Source organism: Phytohabitans kaempferiae, assembly GCF_042433955.1.
Classification (GTDB): domain Bacteria; phylum Actinomycetota; class Actinomycetes; order Mycobacteriales; family Micromonosporaceae; genus Phytohabitans; species Phytohabitans kaempferiae.
This window is the reverse complement of sequence record NZ_JBHLUH010000077.1, coordinates 103,585-120,167: the sequence shown is the minus strand read 5'-3', so window position 1 is coordinate 120,167 and position 16,583 is coordinate 103,585. Positions and strand designations below refer to the sequence as shown.

Annotated in this window: 14 protein-coding genes; 5 read left to right on the top strand and 9 right to left on the bottom strand. The window is 70.3% G+C overall.

The window, feature by feature from the left end:
• Window positions 1-2,440 precede the first annotated feature (2,440 nt).
• From ACFFIA_RS35305 to rpmH, 8 genes are all read right to left on the bottom strand, one after another.
• Window positions 2,441-3,490: a ParB/RepB/Spo0J family partition protein gene (locus tag ACFFIA_RS35305; protein ID WP_377259827.1), complete on the bottom strand. Its 1,050-nt coding sequence runs from the start codon at window positions 3,488-3,490 to the stop codon at window positions 2,441-2,443.
• A 34-nt stretch (window positions 3,491-3,524) separates the two neighbouring features.
• Complete coding sequence (locus ACFFIA_RS35300) at window positions 3,525-4,844, bottom strand: ParA family protein (RefSeq protein ID WP_377260295.1); 1,320 nt, start codon at window positions 4,842-4,844, stop codon at window positions 3,525-3,527.
• A 459-nt stretch (window positions 4,845-5,303) separates the two neighbouring features.
• Window positions 5,304-6,017 carry a 16S rRNA (guanine(527)-N(7))-methyltransferase RsmG gene (gene rsmG, locus ACFFIA_RS35295; protein ID WP_377259824.1) on the bottom strand — a complete coding sequence of 238 codons (714 nt, stop codon included), beginning with the start codon at window positions 6,015-6,017 and terminating at the stop codon, window positions 5,304-5,306.
• Window positions 6,018-6,069: 52 nt separating this feature from the next.
• Window positions 6,070-6,663 (bottom strand): Jag family protein, encoded by a 594-nt coding sequence (locus ACFFIA_RS35290; protein WP_377259821.1) that lies wholly within the window; start codon window positions 6,661-6,663, stop codon window positions 6,070-6,072.
• A gap of 159 nt (window positions 6,664-6,822) precedes the next feature.
• Window positions 6,823-7,833: a membrane protein insertase YidC gene (yidC, locus tag ACFFIA_RS35285; protein ID WP_377259819.1), complete on the bottom strand. Its 1,011-nt coding sequence runs from the start codon at window positions 7,831-7,833 to the stop codon at window positions 6,823-6,825.
• Window positions 7,830-8,117: a membrane protein insertion efficiency factor YidD gene (gene yidD / locus ACFFIA_RS35280; RefSeq protein WP_377260293.1), complete on the bottom strand. Its 288-nt coding sequence runs from the start codon at window positions 8,115-8,117 to the stop codon at window positions 7,830-7,832. The genes yidC and yidD overlap by 4 nt, the downstream gene beginning before the upstream one ends.
• Window positions 8,118-8,127: 10 nt before the next feature.
• Window positions 8,128-8,556: a ribonuclease P protein component gene (rnpA, locus tag ACFFIA_RS35275; protein WP_377259816.1), complete on the bottom strand. Its 429-nt coding sequence runs from the start codon at window positions 8,554-8,556 to the stop codon at window positions 8,128-8,130.
• A 31-nt stretch (window positions 8,557-8,587) separates the two neighbouring features.
• On the bottom strand, window positions 8,588-8,725 hold the full coding sequence (gene rpmH / locus ACFFIA_RS35270) for a 50S ribosomal protein L34 (protein WP_173057355.1): 138 nt from the start codon (window positions 8,723-8,725) through the stop codon (window positions 8,588-8,590).
• A gap of 576 nt (window positions 8,726-9,301) precedes the next feature.
• On the opposite strand from rpmH, the gene dnaA reads away from it, so the two are divergent.
• The 5 genes from dnaA (at window position 9,302) to ACFFIA_RS35245 (ending at window position 15,691) form a co-directional block, all read left to right on the top strand.
• Window positions 9,302-11,032, top strand: coding sequence for a chromosomal replication initiator protein DnaA (gene dnaA, locus ACFFIA_RS35265; RefSeq protein WP_377260291.1), 1,731 nt, complete (start codon window positions 9,302-9,304; stop codon window positions 11,030-11,032).
• A gap of 945 nt (window positions 11,033-11,977) precedes the next feature.
• Window positions 11,978-13,111 carry a DNA polymerase III subunit beta gene (gene dnaN / locus ACFFIA_RS35260; protein WP_377259814.1) on the top strand — a complete coding sequence of 378 codons (1,134 nt, stop codon included), beginning with the start codon at window positions 11,978-11,980 and terminating at the stop codon, window positions 13,109-13,111.
• A gap of 47 nt (window positions 13,112-13,158) precedes the next feature.
• The gene (gene gnd / locus ACFFIA_RS35255; protein ID WP_377259811.1) at window positions 13,159-14,034 is read left to right on the top strand and encodes a phosphogluconate dehydrogenase (NAD(+)-dependent, decarboxylating); all 876 of its coding nucleotides are present in this window, start codon (window positions 13,159-13,161) and stop codon (window positions 14,032-14,034) included.
• A gap of 9 nt (window positions 14,035-14,043) precedes the next feature.
• Complete coding sequence (gene recF / locus ACFFIA_RS35250; protein ID WP_377259808.1) at window positions 14,044-15,171, top strand: DNA replication/repair protein RecF; 1,128 nt, start codon at window positions 14,044-14,046, stop codon at window positions 15,169-15,171.
• Window positions 15,161-15,691: a DciA family protein gene (locus tag ACFFIA_RS35245; RefSeq protein ID WP_377259806.1), complete on the top strand. Its 531-nt coding sequence runs from the start codon at window positions 15,161-15,163 to the stop codon at window positions 15,689-15,691. Before recF ends, ACFFIA_RS35245 begins: the two co-directional genes overlap by 11 nt.
• 72 nt (window positions 15,692-15,763) lie before the next feature.
• Here ACFFIA_RS35245 and ACFFIA_RS35240 read toward each other — a convergent pair whose 3' ends face one another.
• The gene (locus ACFFIA_RS35240; RefSeq protein WP_377259803.1) at window positions 15,764-16,318 is read right to left on the bottom strand and encodes a hypothetical protein; all 555 of its coding nucleotides are present in this window, start codon (window positions 16,316-16,318) and stop codon (window positions 15,764-15,766) included.
• Window positions 16,319-16,583: the final 265 nt, after the last annotated feature.

Below are 16,583 nucleotides of genomic sequence, written 5' to 3'. Positions count from 1 at the left end.
CCGTGGGCGCTTGGTCTGCCCGTGTTCGAGGGCCGGCACTGCGACACCGCGGACCCGCGCACGCTGGGTAGCCGGTGGCGGCCGACAGCGGAGGCTCGCGTCGTTCGGACTCCCTTGCGCCCTCCAACAGCGCGGACAGGCGAGGCCGTCAGAGTCCCAGTCCTGGCGATGTCGCTCGTCGCTCGTCGGGCATCGGGATCGTCTGTGGAGCCGATGTCAGCGGCGGATGCGCCGTCGGCTGATGCAAGGGCGTGCCGCGACGGGCTGACGTGCTCCTGAATCCGCCGGGCACTGGATCGCGTCGGTGTCATCCAGCCGGATACCGCCACTGTGGATTCTGGTCCGATCGATAGAGCCACTGCCGCGACTCAACCGTGAGTCGGTCCGCCTCGCGCTGTTGGTCCGGGCCTGCAATCGAGGAGGAGCTCCCGAGCGATGTTTCCCGTGAAACATCGTGCTCCGCTTCCTTGCCCGATCCGAGGCGGAGCCGCTCCTGCGCCCGGGAGAGTGGCGAAGGTCTGTGCCCGTCGCCCTGGTCGACCACCGACACTGTGACGTCCATGCCCGCGACGTACCACTCGACGAGCCGGCGCTCGGACTCTCCTCGTTCGCCGCGCCACACTTTCGCCATCATCACCAGGAAGCCACACAGGGCTCCCCTCAGCGTGGAAACGCTGGCCGAGACGGGCCGGGAGGCGGGGGAGTACACGCATACGGCGCCGGTCCGCGTCGACTCGGTAGGCCACGTCGCGCGTCTGGTGCGCCGCCACGTCGTCTCGGCCATGCTCTGCGGGCTCGCCCAGCGCGCGCCCGACGGCTTGCGCCGGCGTCGTCGCGCGCTCGGGTTCGTTCGCCTCGACACGAAGGCGGCCCCGCCGACCGTCGGTGTTCTGTCTGCCAGGAGCGAGCCCACTCCGAAGACTCCGGGCGTTCCTCCTGCCGCGCTGTCGCGTACGGGGGATGTCTCCTCACTCACGCGTCGCCCGCAGAACCTTCAAGGGCCCGGCCTAACAGCGAAGAACGATGGCATCTAACAGCGCTTGCCGAGGCCGCTCAAGTAGGCGGGCCACGCCACGTCTATCTGACCTACCAGTGCGCCCACATCGACCGAGCCGACCACGGTCGCGGGCTGGCTCACCATCACGAGGCACAGCGGCGCGTGTCTGCCCCCAAATGCCGCGCCGTCGCCTGTGGGCACCGGTGTTCAGAGGACGCCTCGGCGCCAGCGACGCTGGATGGTCTCGGGCACCAAACCGCCCCCTCCGACTGGCGCGACCCCTCGCTCGCTGGATGCCGTGCACCGCACAGCCCGGCCATCCCACCGACCGCTGCCCGGCCCCAGGCGGCCGGCCTAGTTGGGGGAGCCGGCGATTGGAGACGTCACCCATCGCGCAATGGCGTAACTCGGCCGCTTGCCGCCTCCCCGCTCCCGGGTCCGCCCCGGATCACGAGCCACCGCCGTCCGTATGCCAGGCGACCCAGCCGCGTCGCAGGGCTCCCGGCCGCCGGGGAGCCCTGATCACCGCGCTGGCACCGTCGTTCGATCCGCGGCCACCGTGCCGACCAACTCACCGCATCAGCCGGGGAAGCGACCGCCCATCGCCCCCGGTCATCCCGGCTCGTCTCAACCTCGCAGGGGCCGCCAGAAGCTCTCCGCACGGTAGCGGGGACATGTGCCGCACGCCTCGGATCCTCGGTCGCGATCCATACGAGGAGCTGGCGTCACCTCCAAGCATCGCCATGCCCGACCTGCGGGGAACCAGGATCTCCCCACCGGCGCCGCCTCCGAGCTTACCCAGGAGGTTCGGCAGTCGCGGCACAACAGCGCTCGCCGGCCGACCTCACGAGCCGCAGCCTGGATTCCGCAGGTGCCTCCGAAAGGAAGCACGCGCACACGCCTCCCGCTCGCCTCACACCAAGCCTCGGTGGAACGCCGGGATCGCCGACGGCGACCATTCCCGAGGGATAGGCCGATCGGTCGTCGCGACAGGGAGGCTTCCGGATCGCCGCAGGGGGAGAGCGCCCGGGGGAGCGCGACGACGGCGCCCGTACCAGACGCGCCCGGCAGCACCTGAGGCCGTCCCGCATCGCGAGCCCGAGAGTGAGACCGGACGACGAGCCAAAGGCACCAGGGGCACCGAGCCAGACCGAGGCTTGGGGCAGCGGCAAAGCCGGATGACGGCGAGCCGCCACAGACATCGAGGGCTGGTCCACCGAGATCGACCAAAGCTCGCGGTGAACATCAACGCCGCCACAAGCACCACGCCAAGCACGACCGTCACAGACCCCACCTCACCAGCGAGCGCCGCCGCACGACCAACGCCCCTGTGACGCCGCCAACTAGCACGCCCAACACCAGGCCCAACCCGTTTCACGTGGAACGACAGCGGCCGCGGACCCGATCAGGTCCGCGGCCGCTCAGTGCCTGGGGGGAGAGGAGCTACTCCGGCTGCTCGGTCCGCTCCACGCCGATGATCCCCACGATCCGCTCCAGGTCGTCGACCGTGGCGAACTCGATCGTTATTTTGCCCTTGCTCCGGCCGATGTCCACCTTCACGCGGGTGTCGAAGCGGTCGGAGAGGCGCTCGGCCAGGTCGCTCAGGGCCGGTGCGTGCGCCTTGGCCCGACGCTTGGCTGCCTTCGCCGCGGGCGCCGGGCCCTCGGCGACGGCCAGCGCGACCAGCTCCTCGGTGGCGCGTACGGACAGGCCCTCGGCCACGATCCGCAGCGCCAGCTCCTCCTGGGCTTCGGTCTCCTCCAAGCCGAGAAGCGCCCGAGCGTGGCCTGCCGACAGCACGCCGGCGGCGACCCGCCGCTGCACCTGGGCCGGCAGGTTCAGGAGACGGATCGTGTTGGAGATCTGCGGGCGGCTCCGGCCGATCCGCTTCGCCAGCTCCTCGTGCGTCGCCCCGAACTCCTCCAGCAACTGCTGGTACGCCGCTGCCTCTTCGAGCGGGTTGAGGTTGGCCCGGTGGATGTTTTCCAGGAGCGCGTCCCGGAGCATCGCGTCGTCGCGCGTGTCACGAACGATGGCCGGGATCGTCTCGCGGCCAGTCGCCTGGGCGGCCCGCCAGCGGCGCTCGCCCATGACGAGTTCGTACTTCTCGCCGTCGAGCTCCCGCACGACGATCGGCTGGAGGAGGCCCACCTCACGGATGGAGGTCTTGAGCTCCTCCAGGGCCTCCTCGTCGAAGACCTGCCGGGGCTGCTTCGGGTTGGGCACGATCGCCCCGACCTGGATCTCGGCGAACCGAGCACCAGGGACGGGCGCGAGTTCGCTCGTGGCGCCGGGGGTGACGGCAGACTCGGCGGGCGGCACAGGCGTGGGCGTACCACCACCGGACGCGTCGCCAGCAGGGGGCGTCTCAACCGGCGCCGCGGCTTCTGGCGCCGGAGCTTCCGGTTGGGCGCCACCCGACGGCTGCGGTGGCGCGGTGGGGATCAGTGCCCCCAGACCGCGTCCGAGCCCGCCGCGCGGACGGTTCTTCATGCCGCACTCTCCCGATCATCGACGAACGGCTGCCTCACGCCGCCCCTCCCAGTTTGACCCCACGCTCCGCGATCTCCTGAGCCGCCTCGAAGTAGCTCGTGGCGCCCCGCGAACCGGGATCGTAGGTCATGACCGACTGGCCGTAGCTGGGCGCCTCGGAGACGCGGACGTTGCGGGGGATGACCGCCTGCAAAACCTTGTCGCCGAAGTGGTTGCGCACGTCCTGCTCGACCGCGTCGGCCAGGCGGGTACGGCGGTCGTACATGGTCAGCAGGATCGTGGAGACGTCGAGCGTCGGGTTCAAGTGCTGCTTGACGAGGTTGATGTTGTTGATCAGCTGGTTGAGACCCTCCAGCGCGTAGTACTCGCACTGGATCGGGATCAGCACCTCCTGAGCCGCCACCAGCGCGTTGACCGTCAGCAGGCCCAGTGAGGGTGGGCAGTCGATGAAGACGTAGTCGAACTTCTCGGGGTGGGCCGCGATCGCCCGGGCCAGCCGGGACTCGCGGGCGACGACCGAGACGAGTTCGATCTCGGCGCCGGCGAGGTCGATGGTCGCCGGTACGCACCACAGGTTGGGGATGCCCTCGACCGCCTGGGCGACCTCGGCCAGCGGCACGTTGTCGATCAAGCAGTCGTACACGTCCGGGATGCCCGCATGGTGCGGCACGTTGAGCCCTGTCGAGGCGTTGCCCTGCGGGTCGAGGTCGACCACCAGTACCCGGTTGCCGTGGAGGGCGAGTGCCACGGCCAGGTTCACGGTGGTCGTGGTCTTGCCGACGCCGCCCTTCTGGTTTGCCACGCACATGATCCTGGGCCGGGCCGGGCGGGGCATGGTCACCTCACCACTCGGGTTCAGGATCTGGACTGCGCGCATTGCCTCCATAGCCAACGGTGGATCATCCTCTTCACGCGACGGGGTTTCACGTGAAACGTACGCGTCAACCCCAGCTTCCTCCCCATAACCACCGGCCCCCGGCGCGGGCGTGTCGGGGCGTGGCCCCGGGGAGGGTGACGAAGATCCCGTCGAAGGTGCGCCATCAGACGCCGCCGGCGCGCCCGACACCGGAGTCACGGACGCGGTGGCCCGAGCCGGGGTCGAGGGACGCCCGGTCGGAGGAGGAGAGGCCGGTGCGGACGGATGCGGCCGCGGTGACGGCGCCGGGCGGCGGTGCGGGTCGTCCTGACCGCCCGTCGGGTAGCCCGTCGCTGGCGGCTGTGGTGAACGCTCTGGCACTGCTGACCTCCCCGTCGCCGGCCCTGGCTCGCCTTCCTGGCGGGCGGGACGCTCGTACCCACTTCCGGCGCGCGGCTGCGGCACGGCGTGCGGGTCGGGATCGCCCGGTCCAGCCATCGACATGCCCTCGTGTCTGGCAGCGCCGCGGCCGACGGGCCAGCCGTCGTAGTCAGTTCCACGTGAAACGGCGGCACCGCCCACGCGGTAGCCACCGGGGTGGCTCAACCCCAAATCGTCGTACCTACTGTTGTCCTGCACCGTGTCATCCCTGTCCACTTCGGATAGGTCGGCCTTAACAGCACTCGCGCCTGGATGCCCCGGCGATCGGTGTGGCCCGACGGGCAGCGGGGGACGCTGCCGCACAGGAGCCGCCGCCGGTTCCACACTATCGACGCGCGGCCAGCCTACGGCCGATGGGCGGCGGAGGCCATCGGTGTCCGACACATGAGCCCGCTCACCACACAACGGTGGGACGACATACAGGAGAAAGCCGCATACACGCCTCAGGGCGCCGCCAAGAATTGGCACCGTGTCCGGCGGCCATCCGACACCAACAGTCTCCGGCCGCCCGACCATCTAACCCCTCCGCGCTCTGCCCCCACGCGCGGCGCCACCGTCCGAAGTAGACCGGCGGCTCGCCCCCCGCGATGTTTTCGACCGTGCCGGCACGACAACGCGCTCCCGGACGATTTCCACGACGGTCGTCGGCGGGTCGACGAGACCGACCCCGCATCGCCGTACGACCGGCGTGGCACCGCCCAGTCGTCCGACCGCGTCACGGTGTTCCGCCACCTCGTCGGCGGCCGAGGCGCCCTTGAGCGCGAGCAGCCGCCCACCGATGGCGGCGAGGGGTAGACACCAGCCAGCGAGCCGGTCGAGTGGCGCGACTGCCCGAGCGGTGACGATGTCGGCGGGACTCATCCCGGCGACCTCCTCGGCCCGCGCCCGGACCACCTCCACGGTCCGGTCGAGGTCGAGCTCCGTCACCACCTCCGCCAGGAAGGCAGTCCGTCGTGCCAGTGGCTCAACCAGGGTGACCGTGAGGTCGGGCCGGGCCACAGCTAGTACGATACCGGGCAAACCGGCACCGGACCCCACGTCTACGACAGAAGCCTCCTGCGGGATCAACTCCGCCACCGCGGCGCAGTTGAGCAGGTGGCGATCCCAGATGCGGGGTGTCTCGCGGGGGCCGATGAGCCCGCGCACCACGCCATCGGTCGCGAGCAGGTCCGCGTACGCGACCGCGAGATCCAGCCGGTCACCGAAGAGGGCACGGGCTGGCGCAGACAACGGCCCGGGTGGCAAGCCACCCGGGCCGGATGAGACGTCGCTGGGCACGCGGCTATTCGGCGACCGGACGGACGACGATCCGCCGGTTGGGCTCCACGCCCTCCGACTCGCTCTCCACGCCGGCGAGCGCGTTGACCACGTCGTGCACGCACTTGCGCTCGAACGCGGACATCGCTTCCAGGCGCACCGGCTCGCCGTACTCCTTGACCTTCTCCACCGCGTTCTTGGCGACGGCCGCGAGCTCCTTGCGGCGGTTGGCCCGGTAGCCCCCGACGTCGAGCAGCAGGCGGCTGGGCGAGCCGGTCTGCCGAAAGACGGCCAACCGGGTCAGCTCCTGGAGCGCCTCCAGCGTGGCACCGCGCTGGCCGACCAGCGGCTGAAGGCGGCCACCGACCACCTCGACGACCGGCCGGCCGGCCGAGACCAGCTCGTCGATGTCGCCGTCGTAGTCGAGGATGTCCAGCAGGCCCTCCACGTAGTCCGCGGCGATCTCGCTCTGCCGGAAGAGATCCGAGTCGCTGGGGGCGGCTTCCGCCTCCTTGGCGTCGTCTTCCTCCCCGTCCTCCACCGCATCCGGCTGGGCGTCCAACTCGTCATCGAGGGACTGGTCGGTCTGGGGAACGCTGGTGTCGGTCACCGATCTCATCTCCGTACTCGCTCGGCTGGACCGTTTCCGGTCCGCTGGTTTCCCGCGGCGGGCGAGTGCTTGCCTGCGTCCACGGGCACGTCTGTTGTAAGGCGCCGATCGCGGCTGCCGGGGGAGCGCCACGGTGCCCGCCGGTCGAGCCGGCGGGCACCGGTCGCGTCAACCCTGGCGCTTCGCGGGCTTGCGCTTCTTCGGATTTACCGGCTTGGCGCCGGGCTTGGGCGCGAGGGCCCTGCCGTCGACCGCGGGCTTGGTGTCCTGCACCGCGCCATTGGCCTTGGAACGGCCGAACCGGCTCGGCTTCTCCTGCTGCTGCGGCGCGGCCGCCTTGCGGGCGCCCGGGCCGGGCACCGCCTTGCCGTCCTTGGTGTTGATGACCGGCGGCGGGTACTTCCGAAGGACCCACTGCTGCTGGCCGAGGGTGAAGAGGTTGTTGGTGACCCAGTAGATGATGACGCCGATCGGGAAGATCGCGCCGGAGACGAGCAGCGAGGCGGGGATGCCGTAGAGCATCAGCCGCTGGATCATGCGCTGCTGCGGGTCTTCGGCCCAGCCGGTCTTGAGGATCATCTGGCGGCTGGTGAGGTAGGTGGTGGCCATCATGATGAGCACCAGCACGCCCGCGATCACCTTCACGGTGGTGCCGTTGGCGCCCATCCCCTCCAGCTCGGCGGTAGACGAGCCGAACTGGGCGGCGATCGGCGCGGTGAAGAGCTTCGCGTGCACCGCGCTGTCCCACTGCGCCTGGGTCCACCCGTAGATGGTGGTGTTGAGCGTCTGCACCGGGTCGAGCCGGCGGAGCACGTGGAAGAGGCCGAGGAAGACCGGGATCTGCAGGAACATGGGCAGGCAGCCCATGAGCGGATTGGCCTTCTCCTTCCGGTAGAGCTCCATCATCTCTTTCTGGAGCGTCTCCCGGTCACCCTTGTGCTTCTCCTGAAGCGCCTTGACCTGGGGCTGCAGCGCCTGCATCGCACGCTGCGACTTGATCTGCTTGACGAAGACCGGGAAGAGGATCACCCGGACCGTGACGACGAGGAAGATGATCGACAGGATCCAGGCCCAGTTGGTCCCCAGCACGGTGCCGTCTGAGATGCCGATCATTTCCCACAGCGAATGCCAGCGCAGCAGGATCCACGAGATCGCCCAGTAGATCCAGTCGAGACTCAATTCGGGGCTCCAGTCACATCAGCACGACGGTGGCTCTTGGGTGGGGGCACGGGATCGTACCCGCCGGGGTGGAACGGGTGGCAGCGCAACAACCGCCAGGTCGCGAGGCCGGTCCCCCGGAGGGCGCCGTGCTTGGCGATCGCCTCGAGGGCGTACGCACTACATGACGGATAGAACCGGCAGCGCGCCGGCAGCGCCGCGCTTATCCAACGACGGTACGCGATGACCAGCGCGCTCAGCACCCGGGCCGCTAACCCAGGGCGAGCTTCGGGTGCCTGCTCCACGTGCCGTTCGTCACCCACGGTGCCGTCCCTTCTCCCCGGGAGAACCGGAGCGACCGCGGCCGGATCCCCGGGAGGGCGAGCGGGCGGCGGTGAGCGCGGCGTCCAGGTCGGCGCCGAGCCGGTCGTGCGAGGCGGTCGCCGCGCCGGGCTGGGCCCGCACCACGAGCACGCTCCCCGCGGGCAGGTCGCCGAGCCGGTCGCGCACGAGGTGGCGGAGGCGCCGCCGGACCGTGTTACGCGTCACCGCGCCGCCGACGGCCTTGGATACGACGAAGCCGGCGCGCACCGGAGACTCCTCGGTGCGCGCCGGCTCGGAAAGCTCGGACTGCTGGGGGATGGTCAGGTGGACGACCACCGAGCCGCGACCGGCCCGGCGGCCACCGCGGACCGCTGCGGCGAAGTCGCTGCTGCGCCGCAGTCGCTGCGCCGCGGCAAGCACGCCTACCTCACCTTCGACCAGCCCGTCGGGCTCATGCCGACAGGCGGGTGCGGCCCTTCGAACGGCGGGAGGCGAGGATGGCACGGCCGGCGCGGGTGCGCATGCGCAGCCGGAAACCGTGGGTCTTGGCACGCCGGCGGTTGTTCGGCTGGTAGGTGCGCTTGCTCACGTCAGTATCTCCGCTTCACTTCACCGGGTGCTTCGCTCAGCACGCTGAGTGCCACGTGCCCAGCACGATATTGCCCAGCACGAGACGCTCCGTCAGGCCACGGAGCAGCCGCTCAAGCTTACGCAGGCTGGCAATGAGCGTCAAACGGACGTGGCGACCAGACATCGAAGCGGGCCTCCGAAACGCGGCGTACAGCTCATATCACCGTGGGCAGTGGCCTCAATGCGCGGTTTCGCGGCCACCGACAACGAACTGGCGTAGACAGCGGTTGAAGGGTTGTGGACAACGCTGTTAGCGTGCCCGATTGCCGGTCCGCGTCAGGGGGTCACTGCCGCTACAAATCGGTGCAAAACCGGACGAGGCAGTCAGTCGTTCGGCACGGTGTACCCGCTCCAGCGTCGTCGCAGGCCGGGCGAAGAGTCGCTGGTGCGTCGGGCGGCGAGCCACAATCGTTCGGTACACAGGCTGTGGATAACTTGTGGACAGCGGTCGGTGGGCAGCATCGGCGGCCTGCGGGTTCGGAGTGCGAAGGGGGTGGCGCGAGGGGTGGCCGAAACCGATCTGGCCGTCGTCTGGATGGCGGCGACCGAAGAGCTGGCAGACGAGATCGTCTCGGCACAGCAGCGCGCGTACCTCCGGCTGACCCGCCTGGGCGCCATCGTCGAAGACATCGCGCTGCTGTCCGTGCCCGACGCGTTCACCCGGGACGTCATCGAGTCGCGGCTGCGTCCCGCGATCACCGACGCGCTCTCCCGCCGCCTCGGCCGGCCGATCCAGGTGGCTGTGACGATCCGGCCGCCGGAAGACGGACAAGGGCGCCCGGCTGGCACGATCTACGGCAGCCCGGCCGACCTCGACGGCGGCGACGGGTTCGAGGACCCATTCGTGGAGGAGGAGCCCACCGGCTCCGCCCAGCACCCGATCTCGCCCGCGGTGGCGACGGCGACCGGCTCGGCGTCCGTACCCATGGCCCGCGATCCCGAGCAGGAGCAGGGCGCCCTCTTCACCCCGCCGCGCCAACCGGTCGAGCCGCTCGACGAGACCGACCGGCTGCCGGCGCACGCCGAGCCGAGCCCCGACTACCGGGACGGCATGCACCACCCCGACCTGGCCCGCCGCGACGAGCCGACGACCCGCGAGCTGCGCCACGACAGCGGTCCGGACAGCGGACCCGGTCGCGCCGCGACCATGACCGACCGCGGCGCCGCCGGGCGCGATCACCGTCCGGGCGGTCCGGCGCGCGACGACCGACGACCCGGCGGGGGTACCGAGACCGGCGGCAACCGGCTCAACCCGAAGTACATGTTCGAGACGTTCGTCATCGGCTCCTCCAACCGCTTCGCGCACGCGGCGGCGGTCGCGGTCGCCGAGTCGCCGGCGAAGGCGTACAATCCGCTCTTCATCTATGGCAGCTCGGGGCTGGGCAAGACCCACCTGCTGCACGCGATCGGCCACTACGCCACGACGCTCGGCAACGCGCGCTCGGTGCGGTACGTCTCCACCGAAGAGTTCACCAACGACTTCATCAACTCGCTGCGCGACGACAAGACGAGCGCGTTCCAGCGGCGCTACCGAGACGTGGACATCCTCCTGATCGACGACATCCAGTTCCTGGAAAACCGGGAGCGGACGCAGGAGGAGTTCTTCCATACGTTCAACACGCTGCACAACGCCAACAAGCAGATCGTCATCACGTCCGACCGCTCGCCCAAGCAGTTGGCGACGCTCGAAGACCGCCTGCGTACGCGGTTCGAGTGGGGGCTGCTCGCCGACATCCAGCCGCCCGACCTGGAGACCCGCATCGCGATCCTCCAGAAGAAGGCGGCGCAGGAGCGGCTGTTCGCGCCGCCCGACGTGCTGGAGTTCATCGCCTCGCGGATCTCCAACTCGATCCGCGAACTCGAGGGTGCACTCATCCGGGTGACCGCGTTCGCCTCGCTCACCCGATCGGCGGTCGAGCTGTCGCTGGCCGAAGAGGTGCTGCGCGACTTCATCCCGGACGGCTCGGGGCCGGAGATCACCGCCGACCAGATCATGGTGTCGACGGCCGACTACTTCGGTGTGAGCCTCGAAGACCTGCGCGGCCACTCCCGCTCACGCGTGCTCGTCAACGCCCGACAGGTCGCCATGTACCTCTGCCGCGAGCTGACCGACCTGTCGCTGCCTCGGATAGGGCAGGCCTTCGGCGGCCGCGACCACACCACGGTGATGCACGCCGACCGGAAGATCCGCCAGCAGATGGCCGAGCGCCGCTCGCTCTACAACCAGATCGCCGAGCTGACCAACCGGATCAAGCAGAACTCCTGACGCGCGCGGCGCCCCACCGGTAGACCACCGGCCAGCCCCAGGGCCACGCGTCCAACGCCAGCGGCGGCCGGCAGCCATCGTGGGACTGTCGCCCCGTGCCGCCGCGCCCGCCGTCACGGGACTCGTCGGCCGCGAACCATTCGCTTGCCACCGTGCCCTCGGGTCGTGCGCGCACGGCGATCGAGCGCACCGCGCGGCGCCCCCACCCCACATCGTCCGGCCGCCACGCTTTGCGATCACACAACTACGCCTCGCATCGGGCGGCTCCGGTTTACCCACAGGTGTGGACACGAGACGTAACCGAAAGTCGGCTTTCCACACCCATCCACACGCGTCCACACCTTCTGTCCACTGTCGGTGGACAACCCCTTGTGTTCTTGCAAGGCTTTACCCACAACCTGTGGACAACCCCTGGGGAAATCGCTGTGGACGTGTACGGCGGGTGACATCTCTATCCACCGGCGATGGCCGGCTGTGTACGGGGTGTTGAAGGTTCTGGGGACAGCGACCACCGGCCGCCGACGCTCTCTCCACACACCTGGGGAGAAACCCGGGGGATAGCCGGTGGATGAGCGGTGGACAACGGTGGACAACTGTTGCTTGAACACCAACCTGTGGAGAGGCGACCCGGTTCATACCCTGCTTCTCCACAGCCAAACCACCGGTGGATAACCCTCTGGCCAGCGCAGACGCCCTTCCTCCACAGTTCGCACAGGCCCTATGAAGACGATGAACTTGATCCTTCTAAGACAACAAAAACCAATCACCAGCGTTGTGCGTTCTGTGGACCGGCGCCCGCCGGTCCGACCTAGCTATCTGATCGGGCAAACCACCGGGGGTGGGCGTACGCCGCCGTCGGGGGAGCCCTATGGTCGGTAGGGCGGTTCTGTGCCTAGGTTCAAGGTGCGACCGCCACACCACCCGAGTCGACGCGGAGGCACAGGCATGAAGTTCCGAGTCGAGCGCGACGCGCTCGCCGACGCCGTGGCGTGGACGGCGAAGAGCCTGCCCAACCGGCCCTCGGTGCCGGTGCTCGCCGGCGTGATGATGCGGGTGACCGATGGGCAGCTCAACGTCTCCGGCTTCGACTACGAGGTCTCCAGCCAGGTCAGTGTCGACGTGCAGGGTGACGCCGACGGCGCGGCCCTCGTCTCGGGCCGGCTGCTCGCCGAGATCACCAAGGCGCTGCCCGCCAAGCCGGTCGACATCGCCGCCGTCGGTGCCCACCTGGAGCTGGTCTGCGGCAGCGCCCGCTTCACGCTGCCCACCATGCCGGTGGAGGACTACCCGACGCTGCCGGAGATGCCCGACAGCGCGGGCACGATCGACGCCGCCGAGTTCGCCTCCGCGGTCGCGCAGGTGGCGATCGCCGCCGGGCGTGACGAGACGCTCCCGATGATGACCGGCGTGCGCCTCGAACTCAATGGCAGCTCGCTGGCGATGCTCGCCACCGACCGCTACCGCCTCGCCATGCGCGAGATGCAGTGGCGGCCGGAAAACCCCGAAGTCAGCATCAACGCGTTGGTGCCGGCGCGCACTCTCGCCGATACCGCCAAGACGTTGGGCCCCCTCGGAGGCGATGTCACGATGGCGCTCGCCCACGGCGGCGCCGGGGAAGGCATGATCGGCTTTGTCGGTGGCGCGCGGCGCACGACCAGCCGCCTGCTCGACGGCGCCAACTACCCGCCGGTGCGCTCGCTCTTCCCGGCCTCGCACAACGCCGAGGCCCGGGTTTCGGTGGCTGCCCTCAACGAGGTGGTCCGCCGCGTCGCCCTGGTCGCCGACCGCACGACGCCGGTCCTGCTGAGCTTCAGCGACGAGGGGCTCGTCGTCGAGGCGGGCGGCACCGAGGAGGCGCGGGCGAGCGAGGCGATGGAGGCGACCTTCACTGGCGAGTCGCTGACCATCGGCTTCAACCCGCAGTACCTGCTCGACGGCCTTGCCGCGCTCGGTTCCCCCACGGCGATGCTGTCGTTTGTCGACGCCTTCAAGCCGGCGGTGATCTCGCCAGCCGGTGAAGATGGTGAGATCGTCCCCGGATACCGGTATCTGATCATGCCAATCCGGGTAACCCGCTGATCGGGCTATCTTGGCGCGACAGCAGGGATAACAAGGGGGACGAAGTCATGCAGCTAGGGCTTGTTGGCCTTGGCCGGATGGGTGGCAACATGCGTGGCCGGCTGCGCACGGCCGGGCACGAGGTCATCGGGTACGACCGCAACCCGGATGTGAGTGACGTCGCCAGCCTGGCCGAGATGGTCGAGCGGCTGACGCCGCCGCGCGCGGTGTGGGTCATGGTGCCGTCGATGGTGACCGATGCGGCGATCGAGGAGCTGGCGACCTTCCTCAGCGAGGGCGATCTGATCATCGACGGAGGTAACTCGCGCTTCAGTGACGACCAGCCGCGTGCCGCGCGGCTGGCGGAGAAGGGCATCGGCTACATGGACGTCGGGGTCTCCGGCGGCGTGTGGGGCCTGGAAAACGGATACGCGCTGATGGTGGGCGGCGACGCGGAGCACGTGGCCCGGCTCGAGCCGGTCTTCGAGGCGCTCAAGCCGCAGGGCCAGTTCGGCTTCGTGCACGCCGGCCCGGTCGGCGCCGGTCACTACGCCAAGATGGTGCACAACGGCATCGAGTACGGGCTGATGCACGCGTACGCCGAGGGCTACGAGCTGCTCTCCAAATCGGAGATCATCACCAACGTGCCCGGCGTGATCAAGTCGTGGCGGGACGGTTCGGTCGTCGAGTCGTGGCTGCTCGACCTGCTCGACCGGGCACTCGACGAGGACCCGGAGCTGGCCAACCTCAGCGGCTACACCGAAGACACCGGCGAGGGGCGTTGGACAGTGGAGGAGGCGATCCGGCTGGCCGTGCCGATGAACGTGATCGCCGCGTCGCTCTTCGCCCGCTTCGCGTCCCGGCAGGACGACTCGCCGGCCATGAAGGCGGTCGCCGCGCTGCGCCAGCAGTTCGGCGGGCACGCGGTCCGCAAGCGGCCGTAGCCTTTCCCCATGTATGTCAGACGGCTCGAGCTTGTCGACTTCCGCTCGTACGAGCGGGTGGAGGTCGACCTCGAGCCGGGCGGGGCGGTGCTGGTCGGCCACAACGGGGTCGGCAAGACCAACCTGATCGAGGCACTCGGCTACGTGGCCACGCTCGACAGCCACCGCGTGGCCACCGATGCCCCGCTTGTGCGCGCGGGCGCGGGCGCGGCGGTGATCCGCTGCATGATCGTCCACGATGGACGTGAGCTGCTGGTCGAGCTGGAGATCGTGCCTGGCAAGGCCAATCGCGCGCGCCTCGGCCGCTCCCCGGTCCGCCGGGCCCGCGACGTGCTCGGCGCGCTGCGGCTCGTGCTCTTCGCACCGGAAGACCTGGAGCTGGTCCGCGGCGACCCGGCCGAGCGCCGCCGCTACCTCGACGACCTGCTCGTCGCCCGCCAGCCGCGATACGCGGGCGTGCGCGCCGACTACGACCGCGTGATCAAGCAGCGCAACGCGTTGCTCCGCACGGCGTACCTGGCCCGCAAGACCGGCGGGAGCCGGGGCGGCGACCTGTCCACACTGGACGTGTGGGACGCCCACCTGGCCCGGCACGGCGCCGAGCTGCTCGCCGGCCGGCTGGAGCTGGTGGCCGCGCTCGCCCCGCACGTGACCAAGGCGTACGACGCGGTGGCGGCCGGCAAGGGCGGTGCGGCGATCACCTACAAGGCGACCGTCCCGGTGGAGCCGCCAGATCGCGAGACGCTTCAGGCCGCCCTCGCCGCCGCGCTCACCGAGTCGCGGCCGTCCGAAGTGGAGCGGGGCGTGACGCTGGTCGGCCCCCACCGCGACGACCTCACGCTCACGCTCGGCGACCTGCCAACCAAGGGGTACGCCAGCCACGGCGAGTCCTGGTCCTACGCGCTGGCGCTGCGGCTCGCGGCGTACGACCTGCTCCGCACCGAGGGCATCGAGCCGGTACTTGTGCTCGACGACGTCTTCGCCGAGCTGGACGCCGGCCGCCGCGCCCGCCTGGCCGAGCTGGTCGGCGGCGCCAGCCAGCTGCTGGTCACCTGCGCGGTCGCCGAAGACGTCCCGGAGGCACTGCGCGGCGCCCGGTACGAGGTGGCCGAGGGAGGGGTCCGCCGTGTCGAGTGAACCGGAGCCCGAAAAGACCGGACCGGAGCTGGCCCGGGCCGTACTCGACGCGGCAAAGGCACGCCGGCAGGCGGCCGCACCACGGCGGCGTACCTCGTCGGAGAGTGGCGACGCGGGCGGTGGCGTTCGGCGCGCGCGGGGATACTCCGGACCTGGGCCCGACCCCCGCGACCCGCAGGCGTTCGGCGACGTGCTGGCCAAGCTGGTCAAGGCGCGGGGCTGGCAGCGTCCGGCGGCCGAGGCGACCGTCTTCGGGGCCTGGGAGCGCGTGGTCGGACCAGACATCGCCAAGCACAGCCGGCCGATCAAGCTCGACGGCGGCGAGCTCACCGTCGAGGCCGAGTCGACCGCCTGGGCGACGCAGCTGCGCCTCCTCGCCGCGTCGCTGCTCCAGCGGATCGCCGCCGAGGTCGGCCACAACGTGGTGCAGAAGCTGCACATCCACGGGCCGGCCGCGCCGTCCTGGTCACGCGGCACCAGGCGGGTGCGGGGGCGCGGCCCGCGAGACACGTACGGCTGACACGACCCGCCTCTTCGCGCCTGTGCCGTTTGGCACGGGCGGTCCGGTCCCGGCGCCGGGGAGAGGCTTGTCTCAGAAGTCGGCGTAGACGGCGAAGCCCCGGTCGGCGCACCGGCGGTAGAAGCGGGACAGCACGCCCAGCTCCGAGCGGGAGAAGCTCCACTGCGGCGCGCCGCCAGACTCGTCGCGGAGCCCGTCGAGCCGGTTGTCGAGCCACCTCAGCTGCTGGTCGGCGAGGCGCCCGCCGGCGAGGGCAGCGCGCAGCACCGCGCCCACCGTGTCGAACGTGACCGCCTCGCCGTGCTCCCGGTGGCTCTCGACGAAGCGCTCCAGGCCGCCGGCGATCCAGGCACAGCCGTCCGGGTCGATCACGGGGTCTTCGTCTTCGGCCGCGGCCTCTGTGGCGTACAGCACACCGTCGAGGCCGAGCAGGAGGTCGACCAGCTCGGTGTAGGCCGTCGCGCGCACCGTACCGGTCTTCGCGATGTGGCCGGCGAGCGCGGCGGTTGGCGACGAGACCTGTGGGTCGTCCGCGAGCTCGGCGAAGTCGACGAACTCGGCCGGGGCCACCGGGTCGTAGAAACGGCCGGTACGCGGCCATTTCACGGCTACGTTGTCCAGCCCCATCGTGGGGTCACCCTTTCCTGTAGCGCAGCGTGACCGTGCGCCTGCCATGTGCGAGAGGCGCCTGGTCGTTCAAACGGCGCCGGGCAAAATTACGACACGGTGTGCCCTTCGCGCGACCCCCGAGCGGATAGTCCCGGGGGTGGCGAACGCCGGCCCGAGGAGCGTAGCGACGAGGGCGGAGCACGCGACCGCCCGGGACGCGCGGCGAGCGGCGTGAGCGCAGCCAGCAGAGTCGCACGGTTTCGGTCCCGCTGGGCGGTCATCC